The sequence below is a fragment of the Gammaproteobacteria bacterium genome, assembly GCA_016199745.1.
Classification (GTDB): Bacteria; Pseudomonadota; Gammaproteobacteria; order Acidiferrobacterales; family Sulfurifustaceae; genus JACQFZ01.
In genome coordinates, this window is the sequence record JACQFZ010000017.1 from 1 (window position 1) to 23808 (window position 23808).

The 23808-nt window shown below is 58.1% G+C and carries 22 protein-coding genes; 12 read left to right on the forward strand and 10 right to left on the reverse strand.

Translation table 11 applies throughout. From position 1 onward, the window contains the following. A partial coding sequence (locus HY308_03625) for a transposase (GenBank protein ID MBI3897369.1) occupies positions 1 to 128 on the forward strand: 128 nt, incomplete at its 5' end. 95 nt (positions 129 to 223) lie between these two features. On the opposite strand, the gene HY308_03630 is transcribed toward HY308_03625, so the two are convergent. Beyond that, positions 224 to 577: a helix-turn-helix transcriptional regulator gene (locus HY308_03630; GenBank protein ID MBI3897370.1), complete on the reverse strand. Its 354-nt coding sequence runs from the start codon at positions 575 to 577 to the stop codon at positions 224 to 226. Between the two features lie 121 nt (positions 578 to 698). On the opposite strand from HY308_03630, the gene HY308_03635 reads away from it, so the two are divergent. Together HY308_03635 and HY308_03640 are read left to right on the forward strand one after the other, a co-directional pair. After that, complete coding sequence (locus tag HY308_03635; GenBank protein ID MBI3897371.1) at positions 699 to 1715, forward strand: zinc-binding alcohol dehydrogenase family protein; 1017 nt, start codon at positions 699 to 701, stop codon at positions 1713 to 1715. 429 nt (positions 1716 to 2144) lie between these two features. Then, positions 2145 to 3065 carry a DMT family transporter gene (locus tag HY308_03640; GenBank protein ID MBI3897372.1) on the forward strand — a complete coding sequence of 307 codons (921 nt, stop codon included), beginning with the start codon at positions 2145 to 2147 and terminating at the stop codon, positions 3063 to 3065. 69 nt (positions 3066 to 3134) lie between these two features. Here the strand turns inward: HY308_03640 and HY308_03645 are convergent, their stop codons facing one another. The 4 genes from HY308_03645 to HY308_03660 all read right to left on the reverse strand — a co-directional run bounded on the left by HY308_03645 (position 3135) and on the right by HY308_03660 (position 7534). After that, positions 3135 to 5303, reverse strand: a complete 2169-nt coding sequence (locus tag HY308_03645) for a PhoX family phosphatase (GenBank protein MBI3897373.1) — start codon at positions 5301 to 5303, stop codon at positions 3135 to 3137. 466 nt (positions 5304 to 5769) lie between these two features. Next, positions 5770 to 6381: a hypothetical protein gene (locus HY308_03650; GenBank protein ID MBI3897374.1), complete on the reverse strand. Its 612-nt coding sequence runs from the start codon at positions 6379 to 6381 to the stop codon at positions 5770 to 5772. 1 nt (position 6382) lies between these two features. Then, the gene (locus HY308_03655; protein MBI3897375.1) at positions 6383 to 7027 is read right to left on the reverse strand and encodes a hypothetical protein; all 645 of its coding nucleotides are present in this window, start codon (positions 7025 to 7027) and stop codon (positions 6383 to 6385) included. 18 nt (positions 7028 to 7045) lie between these two features. Next, the gene (locus HY308_03660) at positions 7046 to 7534 is read right to left on the reverse strand and encodes a type VI secretion system tube protein Hcp (GenBank protein MBI3897376.1); all 489 of its coding nucleotides are present in this window, start codon (positions 7532 to 7534) and stop codon (positions 7046 to 7048) included. Between the two features lie 364 nt (positions 7535 to 7898). Here HY308_03660 and HY308_03665 point away from each other — a divergent pair, with 364 nt between their 5' ends. From HY308_03665 to HY308_03685, 5 genes are all read left to right on the forward strand, one after another. Continuing rightward, a complete protein-coding gene (locus tag HY308_03665) occupies positions 7899 to 8888 on the forward strand; it encodes a malate dehydrogenase (protein MBI3897377.1) in 990 nt (329 codons plus the stop codon). Positions 8889 to 9313: 425 nt separating this feature from the next. Continuing rightward, complete coding sequence (locus tag HY308_03670) at positions 9314 to 9847, forward strand: YfiR family protein (GenBank protein MBI3897378.1); 534 nt, start codon at positions 9314 to 9316, stop codon at positions 9845 to 9847. A gap of 344 nt (positions 9848 to 10191) precedes the next feature. Continuing rightward, a complete protein-coding gene (locus HY308_03675) occupies positions 10192 to 11313 on the forward strand; it encodes a HAMP domain-containing protein (GenBank protein ID MBI3897379.1) in 1122 nt (373 codons plus the stop codon). 249 nt (positions 11314 to 11562) lie between these two features. Next, positions 11563 to 12000, forward strand: a complete 438-nt coding sequence (locus tag HY308_03680) for a response regulator (protein MBI3897380.1) — start codon at positions 11563 to 11565, stop codon at positions 11998 to 12000. A 188-nt stretch (positions 12001 to 12188) separates the two neighbouring features. Further along, positions 12189 to 14402 carry an EAL domain-containing protein gene (locus HY308_03685; protein MBI3897381.1) on the forward strand — a complete coding sequence of 738 codons (2214 nt, stop codon included), beginning with the start codon at positions 12189 to 12191 and terminating at the stop codon, positions 14400 to 14402. Between the two features lie 45 nt (positions 14403 to 14447). On the opposite strand, the gene ppa is transcribed toward HY308_03685, so the two are convergent. From ppa to gatC, 5 genes are all read right to left on the reverse strand, one after another. Next, positions 14448 to 14996, reverse strand: coding sequence for an inorganic diphosphatase (gene ppa / locus HY308_03690; protein MBI3897382.1), 549 nt, complete (start codon positions 14994 to 14996; stop codon positions 14448 to 14450). Between the two features lie 135 nt (positions 14997 to 15131). Beyond that, positions 15132 to 16565, reverse strand: a complete 1434-nt coding sequence (gene gatB, locus HY308_03695) for an Asp-tRNA(Asn)/Glu-tRNA(Gln) amidotransferase subunit GatB (protein ID MBI3897383.1) — start codon at positions 16563 to 16565, stop codon at positions 15132 to 15134. Positions 16566 to 16615: 50 nt separating this feature from the next. Further along, positions 16616 to 17158, reverse strand: coding sequence for a transposase (locus tag HY308_03700; protein MBI3897384.1), 543 nt, complete (start codon positions 17156 to 17158; stop codon positions 16616 to 16618). A gap of 118 nt (positions 17159 to 17276) precedes the next feature. Next, on the reverse strand, positions 17277 to 18731 hold the full coding sequence (gatA, locus tag HY308_03705; protein ID MBI3897385.1) for an Asp-tRNA(Asn)/Glu-tRNA(Gln) amidotransferase subunit GatA: 1455 nt from the start codon (positions 18729 to 18731) through the stop codon (positions 17277 to 17279). 3 nt (positions 18732 to 18734) lie between these two features. After that, entirely contained in the window at positions 18735 to 19022 is a 288-nt protein-coding gene (gene gatC, locus HY308_03710) for an Asp-tRNA(Asn)/Glu-tRNA(Gln) amidotransferase subunit GatC (protein ID MBI3897386.1), read from the reverse strand. 154 nt (positions 19023 to 19176) lie between these two features. Here gatC and HY308_03715 point away from each other — a divergent pair, with 154 nt between their 5' ends. From HY308_03715 to mrdA, 4 genes are all read left to right on the forward strand, one after another. Continuing rightward, on the forward strand, positions 19177 to 20220 hold the full coding sequence (locus tag HY308_03715; GenBank protein MBI3897387.1) for a rod shape-determining protein: 1044 nt from the start codon (positions 19177 to 19179) through the stop codon (positions 20218 to 20220). 162 nt (positions 20221 to 20382) lie between these two features. Continuing rightward, the gene (gene mreC / locus HY308_03720; GenBank protein MBI3897388.1) at positions 20383 to 21270 is read left to right on the forward strand and encodes a rod shape-determining protein MreC; all 888 of its coding nucleotides are present in this window, start codon (positions 20383 to 20385) and stop codon (positions 21268 to 21270) included. Positions 21271 to 21272: 2 nt separating this feature from the next. Then, complete coding sequence (gene mreD / locus HY308_03725) at positions 21273 to 21758, forward strand: rod shape-determining protein MreD (protein MBI3897389.1); 486 nt, start codon at positions 21273 to 21275, stop codon at positions 21756 to 21758. Positions 21759 to 21888: 130 nt separating this feature from the next. Beyond that, positions 21889 to 23808, forward strand: coding sequence for a penicillin-binding protein 2 (mrdA, locus tag HY308_03730; protein ID MBI3897390.1), 1920 nt, complete (start codon positions 21889 to 21891; stop codon positions 23806 to 23808).

A 23808-nucleotide genomic window follows, 5' to 3' on the forward strand; every position in this document is an offset into this window, starting at 1 on the left:
TGGTGGAAAATCTCTTCGCCCGACTTAAACATTTTCGTAGTATCGCCACGCGTTATGAAAAACTGGCGCGTAATTTCAAGGCGATGGCCTATCTCGCCTGTACCTTGATCTGGCTGCAGCGGAAATGAGGACACGCCCTAGCTCATACGGAATAAATTTATCGGTTTGCCCCTCGGGGCGAAACCAAAAACCAACATCACGGCGCACGCTGTGCATTTTTTCATCACACCGCTTTGCTCGCGCGTAACTTCCGCGTCAAATAATCTTTACCCCAACTGCGTAACGCGGCAACGACCGGTTCCAAACTTGTGCCCAACGGCGTCAGACTATATTCAACGCGCGGTGGTACTTCGGCGTAGACCACACGCTTCACGAGGCCCGCTTGTTCCAGCTCACGCAGTTGTTTGGTGAGCATGCGCTGAGTGATGTTCGGCAGCTGGCGCTTCAACGCGTTGAAACGCTGTGTACCGTTGAGCAAACGAAACAATAATATTCCCTTCCACTTGCCGCCGATCAGATCCAAGGTCGCCTCTACCGGGCAACCGCCGTGACAGTGATAACTTTTGTGTTTTGCCATCGTTCGACTCCCATCGACGGTATCAAAAAGTGTACTACTACCAGAAAATGTGCGTACTTGTTACTGGCGCGTATATCGCGAAGAATCGCCGCATCTAACCAATAACGTTTTCGAGACCACCATGAAAGCCGTCGGGTTTTATCGTTACCTTCCTATCGATCATGCCGAATCGTTACTCGACGTCGAGCTGCCAGAGCCGACACCCGCGGAGCACGATTTATTGGTCACCATCAACGCCGTGGCGGTAAATCCGGTCGACTACAAAACGCGGTCGCGCAAGGACGCGAGCGACACAACGTTGAGCGTGCTCGGCTGGGACGCCGCCGGCGTGGTACGCGCCGTCGGTGCTGCGGTCACGTTGTTTAAACCGGGCGACGCGGTTTACTACGCCGGCAGCATCGCCCGGCCGGGCGCGAACAGCGAGCGGCATTTGGTCGACGAGCGCATCGTCGGCCAGATGCCGCGCAACTTGAGTTTTGCCGAAGCGGCGGCGCTGCCGCTCACCACCATCACCGCTTACGAAGCGCTGTTCGATCGCCTCGGTATTTCCGCGACCGGCGCCGATGCCGGTAAGACGTTGCTGATCATCGGCGGTGCCGGCGGCGTCGGCTCGATCGCCATTCAGCTGGCGAAACGGCTCGGTCAATTGCGCGTCATCGCCACCGCTTCGCAGCCGGCATCGGCGCAATGGGTACGCACGCTGGGTGCCGATGAGGTCGTCGATCACACCAAGGATTTAGCGGCGCAGCTGCAGGCATGCAGCGCCACCGAAGTCGATTATATTTTTTGCTGCAACAACACCGATCAGCATTTCCCAGCGTTTGCTACGATCATCAAGCCGCAAGGCAAGATTTGTACTATCGTCAACACCGAACGACCGGTGGCGTTGGCCGAGCTCATGCGCAAGAGCGCAACCATCGCTTGGGAGCTTATGTTTACGCGTTCATTGTTTCAGACACCGGATATGATCAAGCAACACCAGTTACTGGACGACGTCGCACGGCTGATCGAGCAAGGCGCGCTGAGGACAACGCTGGGGCAGAACCTCGGCACAATCAATGCGACGAATCTCAAGCGCGCTCACCAACTGTTGGAAGCGGGACACACTGTCGGCAAGCTGGTGCTGGAAGGATTCTGACATCTGGATCGCACCGTATAGGGTGGCGTATCTAGCCCCGGTCTCCGTTAATTCGGTGAATAAAGTAACCGTAAGCCACTCCCCTCTCCCTTGTTCCCTCTCCCGCAAGGGGAGAGGGAGACGCACGGATAAGCTGCTGGAGAAGATCTTTGGGAAGTCAGGTGACGAGATACTAGAGGCCATCTCAGAAGTGCCAATATCGGCACTTCTTCCCTCATCCCCGTCCCTTCTCCCGGTGGGAGAAGGGAGTAAAACCCCTCTCCCCCCGGGAGAGGGGCTGGGGTGAGGGACTTATGAGAGGGAGATGAGCTCTAGGAAAGTTTACCGCTAAACGAGAGAACCGGCGCAAAGCGCCGGCCGCGATCGACGTACCGCCGACTCGCTAACGCATTTGCACTGATAATATAAAAATGAATAACGGGAGGAAGCGTGCCACCTAAACCGACCACCGCCGGTCATGCCGATCGTAGTTACGTCTTCGGCGTTACGCTCGTGCTCATATCCATCGGCTTCTGGAGTACCGCCGGCCTATTCGCGCGCCTCATCAAGACCGACGTTTGGACCATGTTATTTTGGCGCTGCTTGTTCGGCGGTCTATCGATTGTGCTGTGGCTGGCGATCGACGCGGCGCGCAACAAAAAGCGCTTGATCGTTCCGCTCGGTGCACCGGGCTTTGCACTGGCATTCATCACCGCCGGCAGCATCATCGTCTTCATCAATTCCTTCATGCATGCCAGCGTCGCCGAGGTTTCCGTGATCTATGCGACGCTGCCGTTGGTGGCCGCCGCCATTGCCTGGCTATGGCTGCGCGAAAAGCCGACGGCCGGCACTGTCGCCGCCAGTGCCGCTAGTCTCGTCGGTATCGGTATCATGATGCAGGGATCGGCACTAACCGGCTCGTTGCTCGGTGATGTCTTGGCATTCGTAATGACGATCTGCATGGCATTCATCACGGTGATCTCGCGCCGGTATCCGGCGACGCCGGTGGTGCATGCGATGGCGCTGGCCGGATTCATCGCCGCCGCGGTGACACTACCGTTGGCCGTTGACCCATGGTCGCTTGATGCTGAAACGCTCGGATTACTGATCGCCTTTGGCATCCTCAATGTCGGCGGCGGCTTCGCTATTTATAGCTACGGTGCTCGGCTGATCCCGTCGTCGCACGCGGCGTTGTTAAGCCTGCTCGATGCGCCGCTCGCACCGATCTGGGTGTACGTATTCGTCGACGAGGTGCCTACCCAGGCCACTATTATCGGCGGCTCGATTATTCTGCTGACGGTGGTCTGGCATCAACTGGCGTTGCTGCGTCAATCGCGCAAGCGGCGCGACATCACCATCGGCCTACCGTAGCGCTATCCGAGTTACTAAAAACAAAAAGCCCGGCAGCACGCCGGGCTTTTTGCGCCGATGGAGTATCGTTTACCGACCGACGATATCACCGTCATCGCGACTGATGGCGATCGTCGCCGACCGCGGCCGCGCCAAGCTACCTTCCGGCCAGTGGCTACCGAAGGCACTGGTGGCGAAATCGGGCTTGGTATCTTCGCCCGGGTGCTGAATGTTAATGAACAAGGTCTTACCGTCCGGGGTCTCGGCGATACCGGTGATCTCGCATTCCTTCGGGCCAACCAGAAAACGCCGCAACTTCTCGTCGCCAAGCAGCTTGCCGACGTAGGTGTCGACGGTCGTGGTCACCGCACCATCGACGTTGGTCACGGTGCGCGCCGCACCGTCACCCACTTCGCCCGGGATCGCCGCCAACAACATGCAGTTCGTAACGTCGGTATACGCACTGTCGTCGGTTTCGATCCATAACAAACCCGGTGTGGCGTTGCTGAATCGCAGGCCATCGGGGCTGGAGAAATCGTTGGCGTCCGTGAGGCCGGACAAATTGACGTTGGCATCGGCGGTGGCGCGCGCGCCGAACAGGAACACATCCCACTTGAACGAGGTCGCATCGACGTCGCCACCGTTTTCGGCGAAACGAATGATGTGACCATTGGGATTGCCTTTCTGATCCTGGCTGGTGGTCTTTTTGTCGTTGTAGAAGCGCGGGTTGGCCGCATCGACCTTAGCGAGCGGACGGCTGGCGGCGTTGTTGTTGGTCAAGGTGAAATATACCTCGCCATTATTCGGATTGACCGCGCCCCACTCCGGACGATCCATCTTGGTAGCGCCGGCGGCATCGGCGGCGAGACGGGCGTTGACGAGCACATCCGCTTGATCGGCGAACGGGTACGCCGGCTGGGTCGCCGTAATACCGTTGGCGCCGAAGCGCAACTCTACCCATTCGCCATTACCGTCGGCGTTGAACTTGGCGACATACAACTTGCCGTCGTTCAAATATTTGTCGCCCGCAGCCCGGCCGTCGTTGGCATCAGCCGGGTTCCATGGCTGATGCGAGACATACTTATAGATGTACTCGTTACGTGAATCGCAACCCATGTACCACACCAACGGCTTACCGGTTTTCACCGGGCCAAGCCAGGCACCTTCATGCGCGAACCGGCCGAGCGCCGTACGCTTCTTCGGCGTCGAGGTCGGGTCGAACGGATCGATCTCGACCACCCAACCGAAGGTGTTGGCGACATTGCGATAGTCGTCGCTACCGTCGCTGGAGCTGCCAAGCTTCATCGCGTTCCAACGGCCATACAGATTGTCCGCCGTATCCGGCGTGACCGTGGCCCACAACTCACGGCCGGTGCCGGCGATGGCGTCACGGGCGAACGACGTCAGCTCCTTGGCGGTACGATTCGGGTTATCGGTCGCAACGATACGGCGGAAGTAGCCCGCCCAGTTTTCCTCGCAGGTCAGATACGTGCCCCACGGTGTATAACCGTTGGCGCAGTTATTAACCGTACCGCGCGTCTTGGCGCCGTCGGGCGAATACTTCGTGATCATGTACGGCATCTTTGCCGCCGGGCCGGACAGCTCGATGTCGCTCAAGGTGTGAATACGGCGGTTGAACCGGGAGTCTTGCTGATAGCTCCACTTCTTGTGCTGCTTAACCGCCTCGATGACGCTGATACCGTGCGCATAGAATTCCCGCAACACCTCACCGGCGTCAGTACGCGCATCGGCGACGATGGTCGGGCCGGTCGGGTGCAAATACGCCGGGGTGATCGCCTCGTGGTTGATGCACAACAGGCCGCGGTCGGAACCATTCTTGTGGTGTTTGCCGTTCGGACCGAGACCGAAGTACTGCATACCGTCGTGATGATCGCCGCCGCGTTGCGCAAAGCTGGCCGGCTCGTCGGCGCCGTTATTCAAGTAAGCGGCGACACCGGCGGCAATCGGATCGCCTAGGCGATAAAGCACGTCGTAGTGATAACCGGACGGCAGTGTGACAACGTCGGCCTTGCTCTTCGGAACGGCGTCGAAACCGAGTTGCAAACGATGGCCGCGAGCTTCGCCGTGTTGCGTACCAGCGCTAGCGCACGCAGCGCCGACGCTGCCGAAAATCGCCAACGCCGCGGCGCCGGCGGTACCGCGCAGTAATCCGCGGCGTGACAGGCGCTGTTGCAAAACGCTATCGAAAGAAGGATTGTTTGACGTGTTGGTGCTGATGTCGTCGTTGTGGTCGGACATGACTCATTTCTCCCCGAGAGGAATGCGCAGGGCCGCGCCAATCGCGTCCCCGTCTGTTTATATGCGCAACGGTAACGTGATCCGGTTAAAAATTTGTGACTAACGCGAACGTTTGCGCGCACCCCAAAAAGAAAAGCCCCGCCGAGGCCGGGCTTGATATCGAAACAAAGAGCGTCCGTGCGGCACTGTTTCCTTAACTGAGGAAATGACGACGATCCAGCGTCGCATCGGTTAGCGACATGTCGGCTCCTTCGATTTATTACGCTGCCAAAAAAAGCCGGCACAGATTAAAGGGGCTGTTTGACAAGGAGATGAACGATTTAGGTCAGGCGTATGTAACCCGAGGGTGAGTGATATGAAACGGGCCTACGACATGTTGACTTCGGATAGCGGCTATTACTTGGCTGCCAACCAGGTGATAGCAGTAATGTCAGGGTAACGAACGCGAGGCGCGTACCCCAAAAAATTACTTTTGCCCTTCCTTTTGTTCACCAGCAACGGACCAAAAAATTCGTTGCCACCAGGCGCATCGGCGATACCCGCAACGAGGATAATCCGGATGCCCGTCCACCCACCACCACAGATAATTCGCGGTAAACGGTTCGTTGCTGCGCACGCGCACGGCACGGAAGGCGCTGATCGCTTCGGGGAAGGGCGGTGACGGCGTGTCGGGATTTATAAGCATGCTAAATCCGATGGTTAAGCCACCAACATTTAGCCATGTATTGCTTACAGCGGTCACCAAGACTTCCTGACCATTGTCGCCGATTAGCACTACTTCGGGCTTGACCAAGACTCCGTCGCGACGGCGGAGGTTAGCTTGATTAGGGATGTCCTCGATCTGGTATTCGCTGTTAGGAACATATCGATCTCGATCCACCACGAAGTTAAACGACTGCGATCCTTCTCGGTTAATTGCGAGCGGCTTTGAGAATGTGATGGTTTGCCACTCGCTCGTGATATTAAACGGCCCGACGACATGCTGATCTTCGGGAAATTGGTCTTCGGGATAACGGTTGTCCCTTGGTTGGCAACCAAGGGACAACAGTAATATCACAGTAAAAAACGCGAAGCGCATGTCAGGCTGTATCCAGATTGCCCATATAGGCTAAGGCGTAGGTTTCTAGGAATTTTCCTGGAGAGCTAAAGTTGGCGGGCGTATCAATTATCGGAGCGCCAGCTACCTCGAAGGCACGGAGGATCAAGCCGCTGCACATGAAAGCAGAATTTGGTCGATTGCCGCTCTTTGTTTCTTCTTCAGTCAATTTGTCGGCTAAGACTGGCAACACACGGAGCGAAAGCGGCCCATAGCTTACGACCCCACGAGCAGGGGCGCCCGGCTGCAGTCCGACAAGCGTCGCGCTTACGAAGTCATAGGGCTTACCAACTTGCTTTTCAGCCCACTTGGCAGCGATTTCGCATTGTTCACGGCTGGCGGTACGGTGGCGAAAAACAGCAGCGGTGGTGAATTTAGCAGCGCCAAGTTTTCTCGCTAAAAAACCTTGGGTAACACCCGGACCCGGCATAGCATCAACGGCGAGCCGTGATCCACGATACAAAATGGCGTGGTTGTAAGCCCCGCCCGTCGACCAACGAATGAATACGGAGCGGAGCGCCGGCTCGTCGAGAGCGATGATGTCGCCCGGAAAGAGCGCCGGGATAGACATCTTTAGACCCAGACGAATTTGCGAGTGGTTGTTGTCGGTAGCAGCCGTAGTGCTCATAAAAATTCCTCCCTGTTATTAACGCTTGGTGTTCGTGGCGGTATCGAAGCCGACAGACATTGGCGCCGTTACCTTGCCGTTGTCGTCGTAGGGCGTGTAGCGCGTCTCGATGCTGGTAAAGCTAATGGTGAGTGTTTCCATTGGGCGCGTAATATCTTGCGCGTTTCCGCCAACACCGTAATGGCTAATCAACGCCTTCTTGAGCGTATAGGCCATGTAAGTATCCGCGCCCTGGCCTTGTCCGGTTTTGGTCAATTCGAGGGTGATGTCTTTGCCGGTTCCGCAGCAGGCTTCGAGAAAGAGCTTGGGACTAGCGATGTCCATCAGCTTCGTGAACTCGAGATCGGTGATGGCGGCGTTGCCGCTTTCGCGATCGCCCCGCGTGGAAGTCGCTGACGTAATGCCGCGTCGCGTGCCCCATTTAAAATCGACGATATCGATCCAACCCTTGTGATTCTTATCGCTTGCTTCGCCAGTAATACCGTCGATGCGTAGAAAAATAGACATTCTGACTCCTCCTCTGAGTTTGTGGTTGGCAGGTCAATTAACGCCGGCGCATAGAGGGCGTGGAAGGGATAAAACAACTGAATGATATAGGCGGTTGAATTGTCGCCATTCCGGGCGACGACGCCATATTGACCATGGTTATTGTTCTCTCCCTGAACGTCCTTTTTTTATTGCTGCACAAGTGGCGCGCATAAAGCCTGCATTTCCAGTGCGCTAAGGATGGTGGCAAAGTTTATCGAGATATTCAAGCTGAGAGGTACCCTAGCGTGATGCCAACGGTCCCAAACCGAGCCCGGCGCGTTTATAATTCGCCGCTCGGCCAACGGCCTTTGTGATCACCCACCTCGCATTAGGAGTTCATGTTATGAAGAAGCCCTTGCGCGTCGCTGTTACCGGCGCCGCCGGTCAGATCGGCTATAGCCTGTTATTTCGCATTGCCAGCGGCGAAATGCTGGGCACAGACCAGCCCGTCATTTTGCAGTTGCTGGAGATCCCGGACGAGAAGGCGCAAAAGGCGTTGACGGGCGTGATGATGGAGCTCGACGACTGCGCGTTCCCGCTGCTCGCCGGCATGGTCGCCGCGTCCGATCCGATGGTCGCGTTCAAAGATGCCGACATCGCCCTGCTCGTCGGTGCGCGCCCGCGCGGTCCGGGCATGGAACGCAAAGACTTGCTCGAAGCCAACGGCAAAATTTTTGGACCGCAGGGCAAAGCGCTCGACGCAGTCGCTAGCCGTAATGTCAAAGTGCTCGTCGTCGGCAACCCGGCCAACACCAACGCGCTTATCGCCATGAAGAGCGCACCGAGCCTCAACCCGAAAAATTTCACGGCGATGATGCGGCTCGATCACAATCGCGCGCTCACGCAAATCGCGCAGAAGCTCGGCAAGCCGGTGACATCGGTGAAGAAAATGACCATCTGGGGTAATCATTCGGCGACGCAGTACCCAGATTTGTTCAACGCCGACGTCGGCGGCCAGAACGCTGCCAAGTTGATTAACGATCAAGCGTGGATCGAGAGCCAATTCATCCCGACCGTGCAAAAGCGCGGTGCTGCCATCATCGACGCCCGCGGATTGTCGTCGGCCGCCTCGGCTGCTAACGCCGCCATCGAACACGTGCGCGACTGGGTGCTCGGCACGCCGAGCGGCGATTGGGTGACGATGGGCATACCGTCCGACGGCAGCTACGACATCGCGCCGGGGCTCATCTTCGGCTATCCGGTCACTTGCCAAAACGGTGAGTACAAAATCGTGCAAGGACTACCGGTCAGCGAGTTCTCGCGCGGTCGGATCGGCGCAACGCAAAAGGAATTGCTGGAAGAACGCGACGCCATCGAAAGCCTGCTTAAGTAAGGATACGACACTGCCCTTGTAGTTGAAGCTTTACGTTCTTGGTGGCGCTCGCCAGTCGAGCGCCACCTCTAATAAGGAAATACGAGCGGAAAGACTAAGCCCTTGCCTGATAACCGGGAGTGATGTTTTGATGCGGATCGCCGCCATGGAAGGAGGTTGAAGATGCCACCAGGAACGCCTTTCGTCCGCATTGTCGCTTCCCGCAACTACGTAAACTACCTACCTCACAATGGGATATTCCTGTAGTTGACCGTTAGCTTTACCGATGGGCCCTTATACTTCAAAGAAATAAGAAGTCATCCAACTCCATCAAAGGAACGTGTTAATGCGCCGGTATTCGCCGAAGGGACTCGGGATGGGGATGGGTGTTGCGTTGCGCTTCGCCTACCGACCGCGTCACGAGTTGCGGTTTATCCCAAACTAACGTGGCGATATTAAAAAAAATAATCGTTGCCGGTTTGCTGGTACTGCGGTCAATGGCAGCATCGGCGCAAACACCCGCACCGCCACCGGCGCTCGAATATCAAGTGAAGGCGTCTTATTTATATAACTTCGTACACTTCGTTTCTTGGCCCGCCGACGTCTTCGGCGACGACGACAAATTCAATCTATGTGTAGTCGGCGCCGATCGTTTCGGCAATGCGCTCGATATATTTACCGGCGAGCGCGTCGACAATCACGAAATCATCGTCCGCCGGTTGCAGCAACCCGCGCAAGCACACGACGCACGCTGCCATCTACTGTTCGTCGCCGCTGATGCTGCCGATCCGACCGCTATCGCCAGCGAACGCGGCATGCTGACGGTCGGCGAAGTGGCCGGCTTCCTCGAACAAGGCGGCATCATCAACCTAATCGAAGTTCGTGGCCGTATTCGATTTCAAGTCAACCAGCAATCGGCGCAACAGGTCGGATTAATCGTGAGCTCGCGCCTACTCAACCTGTCGACACCGCCACCATGATCAACGTCAGCCGCTTCTTCCGACAGATGTCGCTAGGCCGCAAGGTCGTTGTCATAAAACTGACCGTCTCCACTATCAGTCTATTGCTGATCGGCATCGGTTTACTGCTGCACGAGCGCGCTGAGTTTGAGCGGCAAACGACACGCAAGTTGACCTTACTCGCCGACGTCGTCGGCTTGAATAGCACGGCAGCGTTAGCATTCGACGATCCGGCAGCGGCCGACGAGACATTGGCAGTGTTGGCAAGCGACGAACATGTGTTAGCGGCGGCGCTGTATGAACAGCACGGCAATCTGTTCGCACACTATCGACGGGGCGACATTACTGCGCCACTGCCGGAGACGATGCCCGCCATCGGTAACCCGACGTTCACCGACCACGAAGCGGCGGTACTGCGACCTATCAGACTCAAAGGCAAGCTAATCGGCCATGTCTACCTGGGTGCTGACACTGATGAATGGCAGGAAACGCTATGGGCATTCGGCGGCAGCATCGCTGTGCTATTCCTTGCCGTTGCCGCTGTCAGCGTGTTCGCCTCGATTTGGTTACAACGACAAGTCGCCGACCCGATCTCCCATCTCGCCGAGCTGATGCGACGCGTCGGCCAGGAGCACGACTACACGCTACGGTCCTACCAGCGCAACGACGGCGAGATCGGCGTGCTGGTCGACGGCTTCAACAACATGCTCGAGGAAATCGGCCAAAACCGAACCGAGCTCGAACGCACGCGTGACGAGCTTCGCCAGTTCAATGCCGATCTTGAACAACGCGTCGCGGAACGCACGGCGCAACTGGAAACGGCCAATAAGGAGCTCGAGTCGTTCTCTTACTCGGTGTCACACGATCTGCGCGCACCGCTGCGGGCAATCGACGGTTTTTCACGCATTCTGCTTGACGAGCACAGCGCTACGCTCAACGCTGACGGCCGCGATTCGCTCGAGCGTGTACGACGCGGCGCGCAGCGCATGGGCCTGCTGATCGACGACTTACTCAAGCTGGCGCGCGTGACTCGCGCTGAACCGACCCGCGAACCGGTTGATTTAAGCGCGCTCGCGCAAGACATCGTGCAAACCCTGCAAGCGCAAGATCCACAGCGCCAGGTACGATTTGTATTGGCGCCGAACTTGAAAGTGCAAGGCGATCCCCGATTGCTGCGGATCGCTCTCGAAAATTTGTTAGGCAATGCGTGGAAATTCACCGGCACGCGACCGGAAGCGCAAGTTGAGCTAGGTGTGCAAAGCAATACACCGACTGTCTACTTCGTCCGCGATAACGGTGCCGGCTTCGATATGAATTACGCCGGCAAATTGTTCACACCGTTTCAACGACTGCACGCCGCCCACGAGTTCCCCGGTACTGGCATCGGTCTGGCCACGGTGCAGCGCGTCATGCGTAAGCATGGCGGCCGCATTTGGGCCGAGGGTACGGTCGATCGAGGGGCAACGTTTTACTTCACGCTCAACTAAATTAATGAAGCAATAATTATGAAGATTTTTACCGACTTCCCCTCCCCCTCAGGGGGGTGAGGCGGGGTTTTCACAGATGCACTTAACGTGCATCTGTGCCGCCGAACGGGTGCACGAGGTTTTCGTGCACCCCGGGCGGGAATCAAGGGGTGGGTTGAAACGAAGGGGGCGGATATTGAGCAAAGCCGCCCACCCCGACCCTCCCCCGAAGGAGAGGGAGTGACTAGTGAGAAACATTAGGAGCAGACAATGGCCGAAAAAGCGATCTTGTTAGTAGAAGATAATCCGGACGACGAAGCGCTAACGTTGCGTGCATTTCGCACCAATAACATCAGCAATGAGGTAATCGTCGCGCGTAACGGTGTCGAAGCGCTCGACTATTTATTCGGCACCGGCGCCTACGCCGGCCGTGATCCTCGACAACTGCCGGCGGTGGTATTGCTCGATCTCAAGCTGCCGAAAATCGATGGCTTGGAAGTGCTGCGGCAGGTACGCGGCGATGAACGCACGAAGTTGTTGCCGGTAGTGATTCTGACGTCTTCCAAGGAAGAGCAAGACGTCATTAGCAGCTATCGTTTGGGTTGCAATAGCTACGTGCGTAAACCGGTCAATTTCGACGAGTTCGTTCAGGCGGCGCGGCAACTCGGCCTGTACTGGTTGCTGCTCAACGAGCGGCCACCGGCATGAACGGTGCATGACAGAGCAATCGGCGTGTCGTTGAAGCGTCGTTGCGCGGCGTAAGAATCGGCCGAGTCATCGGCTTTCGGATCGAAGCCCATAAAAAAATGCACGCCGAATTCATGCTCATTATGTCGACGGTTGGTAATCGGCGATTGGGCCGTTCCCTATACTTAAATGTTATCAGGTAATTTTCTATGAGCGGCATCCTGCGCACTCTCATCATCGAAGACTCGGAAGACGACGCGCTGCTGTTGGTGCACGATTTGTCGGAAGGCGACTACCAACCGCACTGGCTACGCGTCGATACGCCGGAAGAGCTAACGACCGCGCTCGCGGCCGAGGAGTGGGACATTATTTTCGCCGACTACAGCATGCCGCAATTTAGCGGTACGCACGCACTATCGATCGTACGCGAGCGCGGGCTCGATACGCCGTTCATTTTCGTTTCCGGAACGATCGGCGAAGACACCGCCGTCGAGGCCATGCGTGCCGGTGCGCAAGATTACGTCATGAAGGGCAATCGCAAGCGCTTGTTGCCAGCGGTCGAACGCGAGATGAAAGACGCCGAGCAACGGCGACAGCGACGCCGCTCCGAGCAAGAGTTAGAGCTGTTGCAAACGATCGCCCACGCCGCGACCGCCGCCGGCGACTTGCACGCGGCGCTATCGGTCACACTGACGAAGATTTGCGAGACTACCGGTTGGACGTTGGCCCAGGCATGGATCCCGCGCGCCGATGGAGCCGCCATCGAATGCGGCCCGGCATGGTGTTGCTACGGCAACGGCTTGGAAAAATTTCGCACCGCCAGTTTGAGTTTCGCCTTCGGATTGAATGAAGATTTGCCGGGGAAAGTGTGGTCGTCGAAGCAGCCGGTGTGGGTGCACGATGTTCAGCTAGACACCCATTACGCGCGCGCCCCGTTCGCCCGCGAAACCGGTCTACAAGCGGCCCTCGGCATTCCGGTCATCGCCGACAAGGAAGTGCTGGCGGTGCTCGAATTCCTATTGCGCGAACCGCGTCCCGGCGATGAACGTCTGACCAACTTCGTGGCCGCGGTCGCGGAGCAGCTCGGCGGGGTAATGCAGCGCAAGCGCACCGAAGAGCGCCTGCATTATCTCGCGCATTACGATGCGCTCACTGGACTACCCAATCGTGTGCTGTTCGTCGACCGGCTCAATCAAGCGATTCTCGAAGCGAACCGGCACGATCGTATCCTCGGTGTCGCCTTCCTCGATCTCGATCGCTTCAAAACCATCAACGACAGCCTCGGTCACGGCATCGGCGACTTGCTGATCAAGAGCGCGGCCGAGCGCTTGCTGCGTTGCGTACGTGACGGTGACACCGTGGCGCGACTCGCCGGCGACGAATTCACCGTGATCCTGGCCGACATGGGCCACGTCGATCATGCGGCGTACGTGGCCAAGAAAATTTTGAACAGCCTGGCGTTACCGTTTCATATCGCCGGCCACGAGCTCTTCAGCAGCGCCAGCCTCGGCATGACGCTCTATCCGTTCGACGAAGGCAACGTCGATGGTTTGCTGCGTAATGCCGATATCGCCATGTATCGCGCGAAGGAAGCCGGCGGCAACGCCTATGCGTTCTATTCGAGCGACATGATGGTCAAAGCGCGCGAGCGCTTGGAGCTGGAAAACGATTTACGGCACGCGATCGAGCACAGCGAGTTTATGCTGTACTACCAACCGGTGATCGACCTTAAGAGCGGTAAGCTCGAAGCACTGGAGACGCTGGTACGCTGGCTCCATCCGACTCGCGGCATCATTTTGCCGTCGGAATTTATTCCGTTGGCGGAAGAATCCGGTCTCATCGTGTACTTGGGCGAGTGGGTACTGCATACCGCCTGTGAGCAATTCGAGGCTTTTCGGCGATTGCATCCGGATCTGCGGCTGGCCGTGAACTTATCGGTGCGACAGTTTCAGCAGCCCGATTTACCGGACATGATCAACGCCATCCTGCGTCGCACCGGTTTCAAGCCGGCAGCGTTGGAGCTCGAGATCACGGAAAGCTTGTTGATGCAGAATGTCGACAACGCGCTGGCAGTGATGCGTAAGCTGAACGACCTTGGCGTAAAGTTCTCGGTCGACGACTTCGGTACCGGCTATTCGAGCTTGACCTATTTGAAACGACTGCCGATCAGTCGCGTCAAGATCGATCAATCGTTCGTGCGCGATATCCCGACCGATCCGAACGATGTCGCCATCGTCAGCGCCATCATTTCCATGGCACACAACTTAGGTTTACAAGTAACGGCCGAGGGCGTGGAGACGCCGGAACAGCTGGCGTTGTTAAGCAGCCGCGGTTGCGATGCGGTGCAGGGTTTTTACTTCGGTCAGCCGGTGTCGATGGAGGAGACGACACTGTTCTTGCAGAAAACGCTGGATCGCCAATAAATGCGGGACGGTGAGGCGAGAAGATCCCGCCTCACCGTAAAACAACTAGAACATCGGCTTGTTCTTGGCGCTCTTATAGCGTTCAACGCCGTCGACGATTTCCTTCTTCGCTTCGTCCGGGCCGCCCCACCCTTTGACCTTCACCCATTTGCCCTTCTCCAGATCTTTGTAGTGCTCGAAGAAATGCTGGATCTGCAACAAACGTTCCGGCTGTAAGTCTTCCGGCTTCTTCCAATGCTTGTAGATCGGCAGAACTTTATCGACCGGCACGGCGATCAGCTTAGCGTCGCCGCCGGCTTCGTCGTCCATTTGCAGCACACCGATCGGACGGCAGCGGATAACGGCACCGACCGTCACCGGGAACGGCGTAATCACCAGCACGTCGACCGGGTCGCCGTCGTCGCACAGCGTATGCGGGATGTAGCCGTAGTTACACGGATAGTGCATCGCCGTCATCATGAAACGGTCGACGAACAGCGCGCCGGTTTCCTTGTCCACTTCGTACTTGATCGGATCGGCATTCATCGGGATTTCAATGATGACGTTGAAGTCTTCCGGCAAATTCTTGCCGGAGGTAACGCGGTCGAGGTTCATTAGTGTTAGCCCTGCGGATAATGGAAAACGGTGTACTTAACTATAGTCCTGGATTATTTCAGGTAGAGTGCCGCACTTTTCTGCCTACTCTGCCGTTAAACGCGTGGGCGGGAAAGCGCTGCCCACCCTACATTTTTAATTGCTGAGCTTCTTTTTGAGCAGCTCGTTCACTTGTGCCGGGTTGGCCTTGCCAGCGGTGGCTTTCATCACCTGACCGACGAAAAAGCCAAATAATTTCTCCTGGCCGCCGCGGTATTGCTCCAACTGCTTCGGATTCTTGGCCATAACGTCGTCGATGGCCTTTTCGATGGCGCCAGTATCGGTGATCTGTTTCAAGCCTTTTTTCTCAATTACGACGTCGGCATCGCCCTCGCCGACCCACATGGCTTCCAGGACCTCTTTGGCGATCTTGCCGGAGATGGTGTTGTCGGCCAGGCGCTCTAGCAACCCAGCCATCATGGCGGCGGTCACCGGCGACTGCTCGATTTCTTTATTGTCGCGGTTCAAGAAACCGGACAACTCGACCGCGATCCAGTTGGCGGCGATCTTCGGGTCGGCGCCGGCGACTTTGATCACTTGCTCGTAGTACACCGACATCGCCTGCGAACTGGTCAGAACACCGGCATCGTATTTGTTCAGGCCATACTGGCTCATGAAGCGCTCGCGCTTGGCGTCCGGTAATTCCGGCAACGTCTTGCGCGTCGCTTCGATAAAACTCTCGTCGACCACCAACGGCGGTAGGTCCGGGTCCGGGAAGTAGCGATAGTCCATCGCCTCTTCCTTGCTGCGCATGGAACGGGTGACGTTCTGGTCGGAATCGTACAGCCGCGTCTCCTGCACGACCTTGCCGCCGGATTCGATCAAATCGATCTGGCGATCGACTTCAAACTCGATCGCCTTCTCGACGAAGCGGAACGAATTGACGTTCTTGATCTCGGCGCGCGTGCCGAATTTACTCTCGCCCTTGCGCCGCACCGACACGTTGGCGTCGCAACGAAACGAGCCTTCCTGCATGTTGCCGTCGCAGATGCCGAGGTAAACCACCAGCTGATGCAACTTCTTGAGATACGCGACCGCTTCTTTCGACGAGCGCAAATCCGGCTCGGAAACGATTTCCAGCAGCGGTGTGCCGGCACGATTGAGATCGATACCGCTCATGCCGCGAAAATCTTCGTGCAGCGATTTGCCGGCGTCTTCTTCCAGATGCGCGCGGGTGATGCCGATGCGCTTCTCGACGCCATCGAGCTCGATGACGAGTTCGCCCTTGCCGACCACGGGCAATTCGTACTGGCTGATCTGGTAGCCCTTCGGCAGATCGGGATAGAAGTAATTCTTGCGCGCGAACACCGATCGACGATTGATCGCCGCGCCGACGGCGAGGCCGAATTTCACCGCCATTCGTGCCGCTTCTTTATTAAAGACCGGCAACACCCCCGGCAACGCAATATCGACCGCGCATGCCTGCGTATTCGGCGCCGCGCCGTATTGCGTGGACGCGCCGGAGAACGCCTTGCTCTGCGTCGAGAGCTGCGCGTGCACTTCAAGACCGATGACGGTTTCCCATTCCATATTGAAGATCTATAACGCCAGGTTAAGTAGGGTGCGTCCTACGCACCGAATTATTCACCGAAACTACCTTTAGCACTAATGGCGTTTCCTCCGCCCCAATCGCTCGGATACGTCCCTTTTGCTACATACCCGTGAAAGGTAGAGTAAGGCCACTCGTTTACCAACCGCACTAACCCATGCTTTACCGGATTCCAATGAATGTAATCCAGATGCGCCGTAAGGTCCTTATCGTCTCGGATCTGATGCTCCCAAAATCTTCGCTGCCAAAATGCATACTCATTTCGACCACTCTTTGACGTACTTCGCGTAGCGTCAACCAACGCTGCACAGTCTCGACTCACGCAGCGTTTAATAACCGCCCATCGTGCCGAGAAATTCGCATCTCCCGATGAGAGTCGCCAAATGCAATGAAGATGATCCGGTAGCAATACCCATGCTTCGACATCGAACGGCAGGGTCACTCTTGCTTGATAGATCGCATTGCGCAACGCGTTCCTGACCGCATCAGTTGCCAGTAACGGTCGCCGCTCTTGGGTGACAACGGTAAAAAAATAAGTTCCACCCGCTACATTGGTACGGCGGTAGTTCGCCATTTACCGACTTCTGTCCTCAAGACAACAAGCGGTGTGCAGGGCGCACCCTACAACTAACCTCCCTCCCCCTCAGGGGGAGGGAACCCGCTGATACGCCGGTCGATCTACCACCGCTTCTCTATTCGAAACCCTTCGGCACACGTTTATGCCAATCGGTCACTTGCTGGTAGCGATGGGCGACGTTGAGTAACTTGGCGTCGTCGAAATATTTGCCGATCAATTGCAGGCCGACCGGTAAGCCTTGGTTATCGAAGCCGGCCGGGATCGACATGCCGGGCAAACCGGCGAGGTTGACCGAGATCGTATAAATATCGGACAGATACATCGTCACCGGATCGTCGGTCTTGGCGCCAATTTTAAACGCCGTCGTCGGCGACACCGGGCCCATAATGACGTCGCACGCGGCGAACGCCTTGGTGAAATCGTCGGCGATCAAACGCCGTAACTTCTGCGCTTTGAGGTAGTAAGCGTCGTAGTAACCGGCCGAGAGCGCGTAAGTGCCGATCATGATGCGGCGCTTAACCTCCGACCCGAAACCTTCGGCGCGACTCTTGCTGTACATGTCGAGCAAATCGCTATATTCCGCAGCGCGGCGGCCGTAACGCACACCGTCGAAGCGCGACAGATTGCTCGACGCCTCGGCCGGTGCCAACACGTAGTAGCACGGGATCGCCAGCGCCGAATTCGGCAGGCTGACCTCGACCACTTGGGCGCCGAGCTTTTGGTAGTCGGCGATCGCGGTTTCGATGATCTTGGCAACCTGCGGGTTCAGACCTTCGCTGAAATACTCTTTCGGCAAGCCGATGCGTAGGCCCTTGATATCGTCGCCGAGCGTCTTCGTGTAGTCCGGCATCGGCCGGTCGAGCGAGGTCGCGTCGCGCGGATCGAAACCGCCCATGACGTTCAGCAACAGCGCGCAATCTTCGGCGGTTCGCGCCATCGGTCCGCCCTGATCGAGCGACGAAGCGTAGGCGATCATGCCGTAGCGCGAGACCCGGCCATAACTCGGCTTGATACCGCTCAAGTTGGTGAGCGCTGCCGGCTGCCGAATCGAGCCGCCAGTATCGGTTCCGGTGGCCGCCGGCGCCAAACGCGCGGCCACGGCGGCGGCCGAACCGCCGGAGCTACCGCCGGGAACAGCGGCGGTATCCCACGGATTCTTTACCGGCCCGTAAAACGAGTTCTCGTTCGACGAGCCCATGGCGAACTCGTCCATGTTGGTCTTGCCGAGAATGACGGCGCCGGCGGCGTTGAAGCGGGCGATGACGGTGGCGTCGTACGGCGCCACAAAATTCGACAGGATCTTCGAGCCGCAGGTGGTTAACCAGCCGTCGGCACAAAAAATATCCTTCTGCGCGATCGGTACTCCCGTCAGCGCTCCGGCCTGGCCCTTCGCTAAGGCAGCGTCCGCCGCCCGCGCCTGCGCCAACGAGCGCTCCGGGTCGACGGTGATGAAGGCGTTGAGGTCCTTATACTTATTAATACGCGCCAAGAAAGCTTGCGTCAGCTCGACGCTGGAAATCTTGCGGGTCCGCAACGCGGCGGCGAGTTCGGTAACGGTTTGCTCGATCATGGCCTACTCGATGACCTGGGGGACGAGGTACAAACCGGCTTCGACCGCGGGAGCGATCGACTGAAACTTCTCGCGCTCGTTCGGCTCGGTGACCCGATCGTCGCGCAAACGCAGCGCTGCGTCTGACGGATGTGCCATCGGCTCGACGCCGGTGGTATCGACGGCGTTCATCTGCTCGATGAGCCCGAGTATCCGCGATAGCGATTCGGCATAACGTTGCGCCTCGTCCGTCGTAATTTGCAAACGAGCGAGATGTGCTATTTTCTTTACTTGAGTTGTATCGAGCGACATGCGGCGATAACGAGAGTAAGCGCGGCGGCATTAAGAAGAGGCGGCAAGTTATCATATCCCGCTATTTGGTTGAACCCACTGCACACGGTTGATACAGTTAGGCGCCCGCTGTTGGCACCCCTTTTCATAACCTACACCCCGGGTAAATCACTCCATGTTCAAAGGAATCCGCGGTTTCTTCTCCAGCGATCTCGCCATCGATCTGGGGACCGCTAACACCCTCATTTTCGTCCGCGACAAAGGCATTGTCTTGAACGAGCCATCGGTGGTAGCGATTCGCCAGGAACACGGATCGCGCAATAACCGCTCGATCCTGGCGGTCGGTCACGACGCGAAGAAAATGTTGGGGCGCACGCCCGGGTCGATTCAGGCTATCCGGCCGATGAAAGACGGCGTTATCGCCGACTTCGCCATCACCGGCGAAATGCTTAAGTTTTTTATCAAGAAAGTTCACGAAAACCGACTATTCCAACCGAGCCCGCGCATCATCATCTGCGTGCCCTGCGGCGCGACCCAAGTCGAACGCCGCGCCATCCGCGAATCCGCCATCGGCTCCGGTGCGCGCGAGGTGTACCTGATCGAAGAACCGATGGCCGCTGCCATCGGCGCCGACCTGCCGATCATGGACCCGACCGGGTCGATGGTGCTCGATATCGGCGGCGGCACTAGTGAAGTCGGCGTCATTTCGCTCGGCGGCATCGTCTACTCCCACAGCCTGCGCATCGCTGGCGACAAGATGGACGAGGCGATCATTAACTACGTGCGCCGCAAGTACGGCCTGCTGATCGGCGAAGCCACCGCCGAGAACGTGAAAAAAACCATCGGCACCGCCTGGGACTCGAGCGAAGTGCGCGAAATGGATATCAAAGGCCGGCACATCGCCGACGGCGTGCCGCGCAGTCAAATCGTCAACAGTAACGAAATCCACACAGCGTTGTCCGAATGCCTAACCGGCATCGTCGGCGCGATCAAAATCGCGCTCGAACAAACCCCGCCGGAGCTCGGCGCCGATATCGCCGAGAAGGGCCTGGTCGTTACTGGCGGCGGCGCGCTGTTGCGCGACATGGATCGCATGCTGGCCGAGAAGACCGGCCTGCCGATCATCATCACCGAAGACCCGCTTACCTGCGTCGTCCGCGGTTGCGGTCGAGCCTTGATGGAATCGGAAAAATTGAGCGACGTATTTGTGCACGAATAGCGCGCTGCTCGGTAATGGCCTGCTAAAATGCGCAGGTATGCAACGCTCATTTATTTCGGATCTTGCCCTTCACTTAACTGCCCTTGCCGAGTCCCTCCCCCGCCAGCGGGGGAGGGTTAAGATAAGGGCTAACTCGATCAAGGCGACTGCGCTCGCCGTCGCATGATTACGGTATTCGGCAAACCGCTCCGCGGACCTACCCCTCTTACTCGGCTCGTGCTGCTGGCGACATTGTCGGCAGCACTGATGATGCTCGATCACCGCAGCAACTATCTAAAAGATGTCCGCGCCGGACTGATGGTGTTGTTACATCCGCTCCAGGTGGTAGCGTCGCTACCGGTGTCGCTCTACAACGGCATGGCTGAATTCCTCACCACCGGCACGACCCTGCGCCAAGAGCGCGATCAGCTGAACGCCGAGCGCCAACAGTTACTGACGCGGCTCCAGCAGCTCGACTCGCTCGAAGCGGAAAACGCCCGACTGCGCGCCATGATCGGCTCGTCGGCACGGGTCGCCGATCGGGCGCTCGCGGCCGATCTCGTACACGTGAATCTGGAACCGTTTGCGCGCCGCCTGATGCTGCGCCGCGGCGCGCACGACGGCGCCTACATCGGCCAACCAGTGATCGACGCGCACGGCATTGTCGGTCAAATCACCGTGCTCGGCGAACGCTTGAGCACTGTTACCTTGATCACCGATCCCGGCCACGCTATTCCCGTGCTCGATAACCGCAGCGGCTTGCGCGCGATGGTCTTCGGTTCAGGCGATCACGACAGCTTGACCGTGCCGTATTTGACGGCCGTGGCCGACATTCAGGAAGGCGACTTGCTCGTCAGCTCCGGCCTCGGCGGCACCTTTCCCGCCGGTTATCCGGTGGCGTACGTGACCAAAATCGAAAACGATCCGGGCGAAAGCTACCTGATCATAAGCGCGCGGCCGGCGGCGCAAATCAACCACGGTAAACAACTCCTACTCATCTGGCCGGGACAAAAACTGGAGCTGCCACCGGCCGACGACGACGCACCACCCGTGCGGGGACGTAAAAAATGACGATGAGCGTGCACACCCGCGGCCGGTTGATCCTCTTTGGTACGTTCGCGGTGGCGATCCTGTTGAACATTCTGCCCGGCCCGGCGTGGGCCGAGCCGTTCATTCCCGACTGGGTCGCGTTGGTGTTGATCTATTGGTGCATGGCCGCGCCGCAGCGCATCTCGGTCGGTACCGGCTGGGCGCTCGGTCTGTTCCTGGACGTGCTGTATGGTGCGTTGCTGGGTCAACATGCGCTCGCCAAAGCGGTGATCGCATTCATCACCGTCCGGCTGCATCCGCAATTACGCATGTTCCCGCGCTGGCAACAAGCGGTGAGCGTGCTGGTGCTGCTCGCTATCAACCAATTACTGGTGCTGTGGATCCGTGGCGCGATCGGCACCGACCCAGGCACGGTCTTTTATTGGACACCGAGCGTCGTCGGCATGCTGATCTGGCCGTGGTTGTTCGTGATCCTACGCGATCTGCGACGGCGCGGGCGTGTGGCCTGATTGCGGTAATACGCTGGTCCCTTCTCCCTAAGGAGAAGAATAGGATGAGGGGTGTCTTTATCGCGGAATAATTTATCACTCCCTCGCCGCTACCGATTTCAACATCGATGACGTCCTAACTAAGCAAGTAATGCTCAACATCCCGTTAAAAGATTATCTACGCGAGACGCGCATCTTCAACGCGCGGCTCGGCGTCGCCGCTGTGCTCGTCATTATTCTGACGGTGTTATTGCTGATCCGCCTGACCTACCTACAAGTCATCAATTACCGCCACTACGCGACGTTGTCGCAAGCCAACCGCATCCGGCCGCTGCCGATTCCACCGGCGCGCGGCGTCATCCTCGACCGCAACGGCGTCGTGCTGGCGCAAAACTTTCCGGTCTACACGCTCGAAGTCGTGCCCGAGCAGGTCGACGACATGAATGAACTGGTAGCGCAACTCATGCAGCTGGTACGCGTGACCGACGGCGATCTGAAGGCGTTTTACAAACAAATGCACGAGCGCCCGCGATTCGAGAACATCACGCTGCGCTCGCATCTCAACGAAGAAGAAGCGGCACGGGTGGCGGTGCGGCTACCGTTCTTGAACGGCGCCGAGCTCCGTGCACGCCTGCAGCGGCACTACCCGCTCGGCGGCCTGGCGGTGCACGCGCTCGGTTATGTCAGCCGCATCAGCGAACTGGACTTGGCGCGCATCGATAAATCCGCCTACCGCGGCATGCAGCAGATCGGCAAAACCGGGCTCGAAGCGACTTACGAAGATTTGCTGGTCGGCAAGGTCGGTTTCGAACAGGTCGAAACCAATGCGCACGGCCGGGCGCTGCGTACGCTCGATCGGATCGCACCGACCGCCGGCAAAAATCTCTACCTAAGCCTCGACGCACAAGTGCAAGCCGTCGCCGAACAGGCACTCGGCAAGTACCGCGGCGCGGTAGTAGCGATGGATCCGTCTACCGGCGCCGTCCTAGCCTATGCCAGCACGCCGACTTATGACCCGAACGAGTTCGTCAACGGCATCGATTCGGCGTCGTACCAGGCGTTGCTGACCGATCCGGACAAACCGCTGGTCAATCGCGCCATCAACGGGCAGTACTCGCCCGGCTCGACCATCAAAGTTTTTCTCGGCATGGCGGCGCTCGAAGCCGGACCGCTGTGGGACGCCAACCGGCCGGTGTTGTGCGACGGCTCGTACAACTTGCCGGGCAGCATCCACCAATTTCGCGACTGGAAGCACGGCGGTCACGGCATGGTCACCTTGCATGATGCCATCGTCCAATCATGCGACGTCTACTTCTACCGCTTGGCGGTCACCCTCGGCCCGGAGCGTATGAAGGATTTTCTGATTCCGTTCGGTTTTGGCCACTCGACCGGTATCGATTTACCCGGCGAATCGCAGGGCCTGCTGCCATCGCCGGCCTGGCGCAAGGCGCACGGGCAACCGTGGTATCCCGGCGAGACGGTGGTTGCCGGTATCGGCCAGGGCGCAGTCTTGGTAACGCCGGTGCAACTGGCGACGGCCATGAGCGTCGTCGCCAACCGCGGCTTCCGCTTTAAGCCGACACTGCTGCGTGCGCTCGAAGACCCGCGGACGAAGGAACGACAAGACTGGACCCTCGCCCCCGGCGTCGCCCTCTCGATCAACGACAAGAGTCATTGGGACCAGTTGTACGAACATTTAATGGGCGTCGTTCACTCGCCCCACGGTACGGCGCAGGGCATCGGCCGCAATGCGCCCTACCATATCGGTGGCAAAACCGGCACGGCCCAGGTAAAGAGCATCGCCCAAGGCGCTCGCTACGATGAGCACGGCACGCCCGAGCGCTTCCGCGATCATGCGCTGTTCGTCGGGTTTGCGCCGGTCGAGGATCCGAAAGTCGCGGTCGCGGTGGTCGTCGAAAACGGCGGCCACGGCAGCAGCGTTGCCGCGCCGATCGCGCGCAAGGTGATGGACCAAGTCATCCTCGGTAAACAAGCGGACGGCAAACCGGTGGTGGTACCGCCGGCACCGCCGCCGACGGCAAAGCCGGCAGCGGTAGACGATGAGGAATAA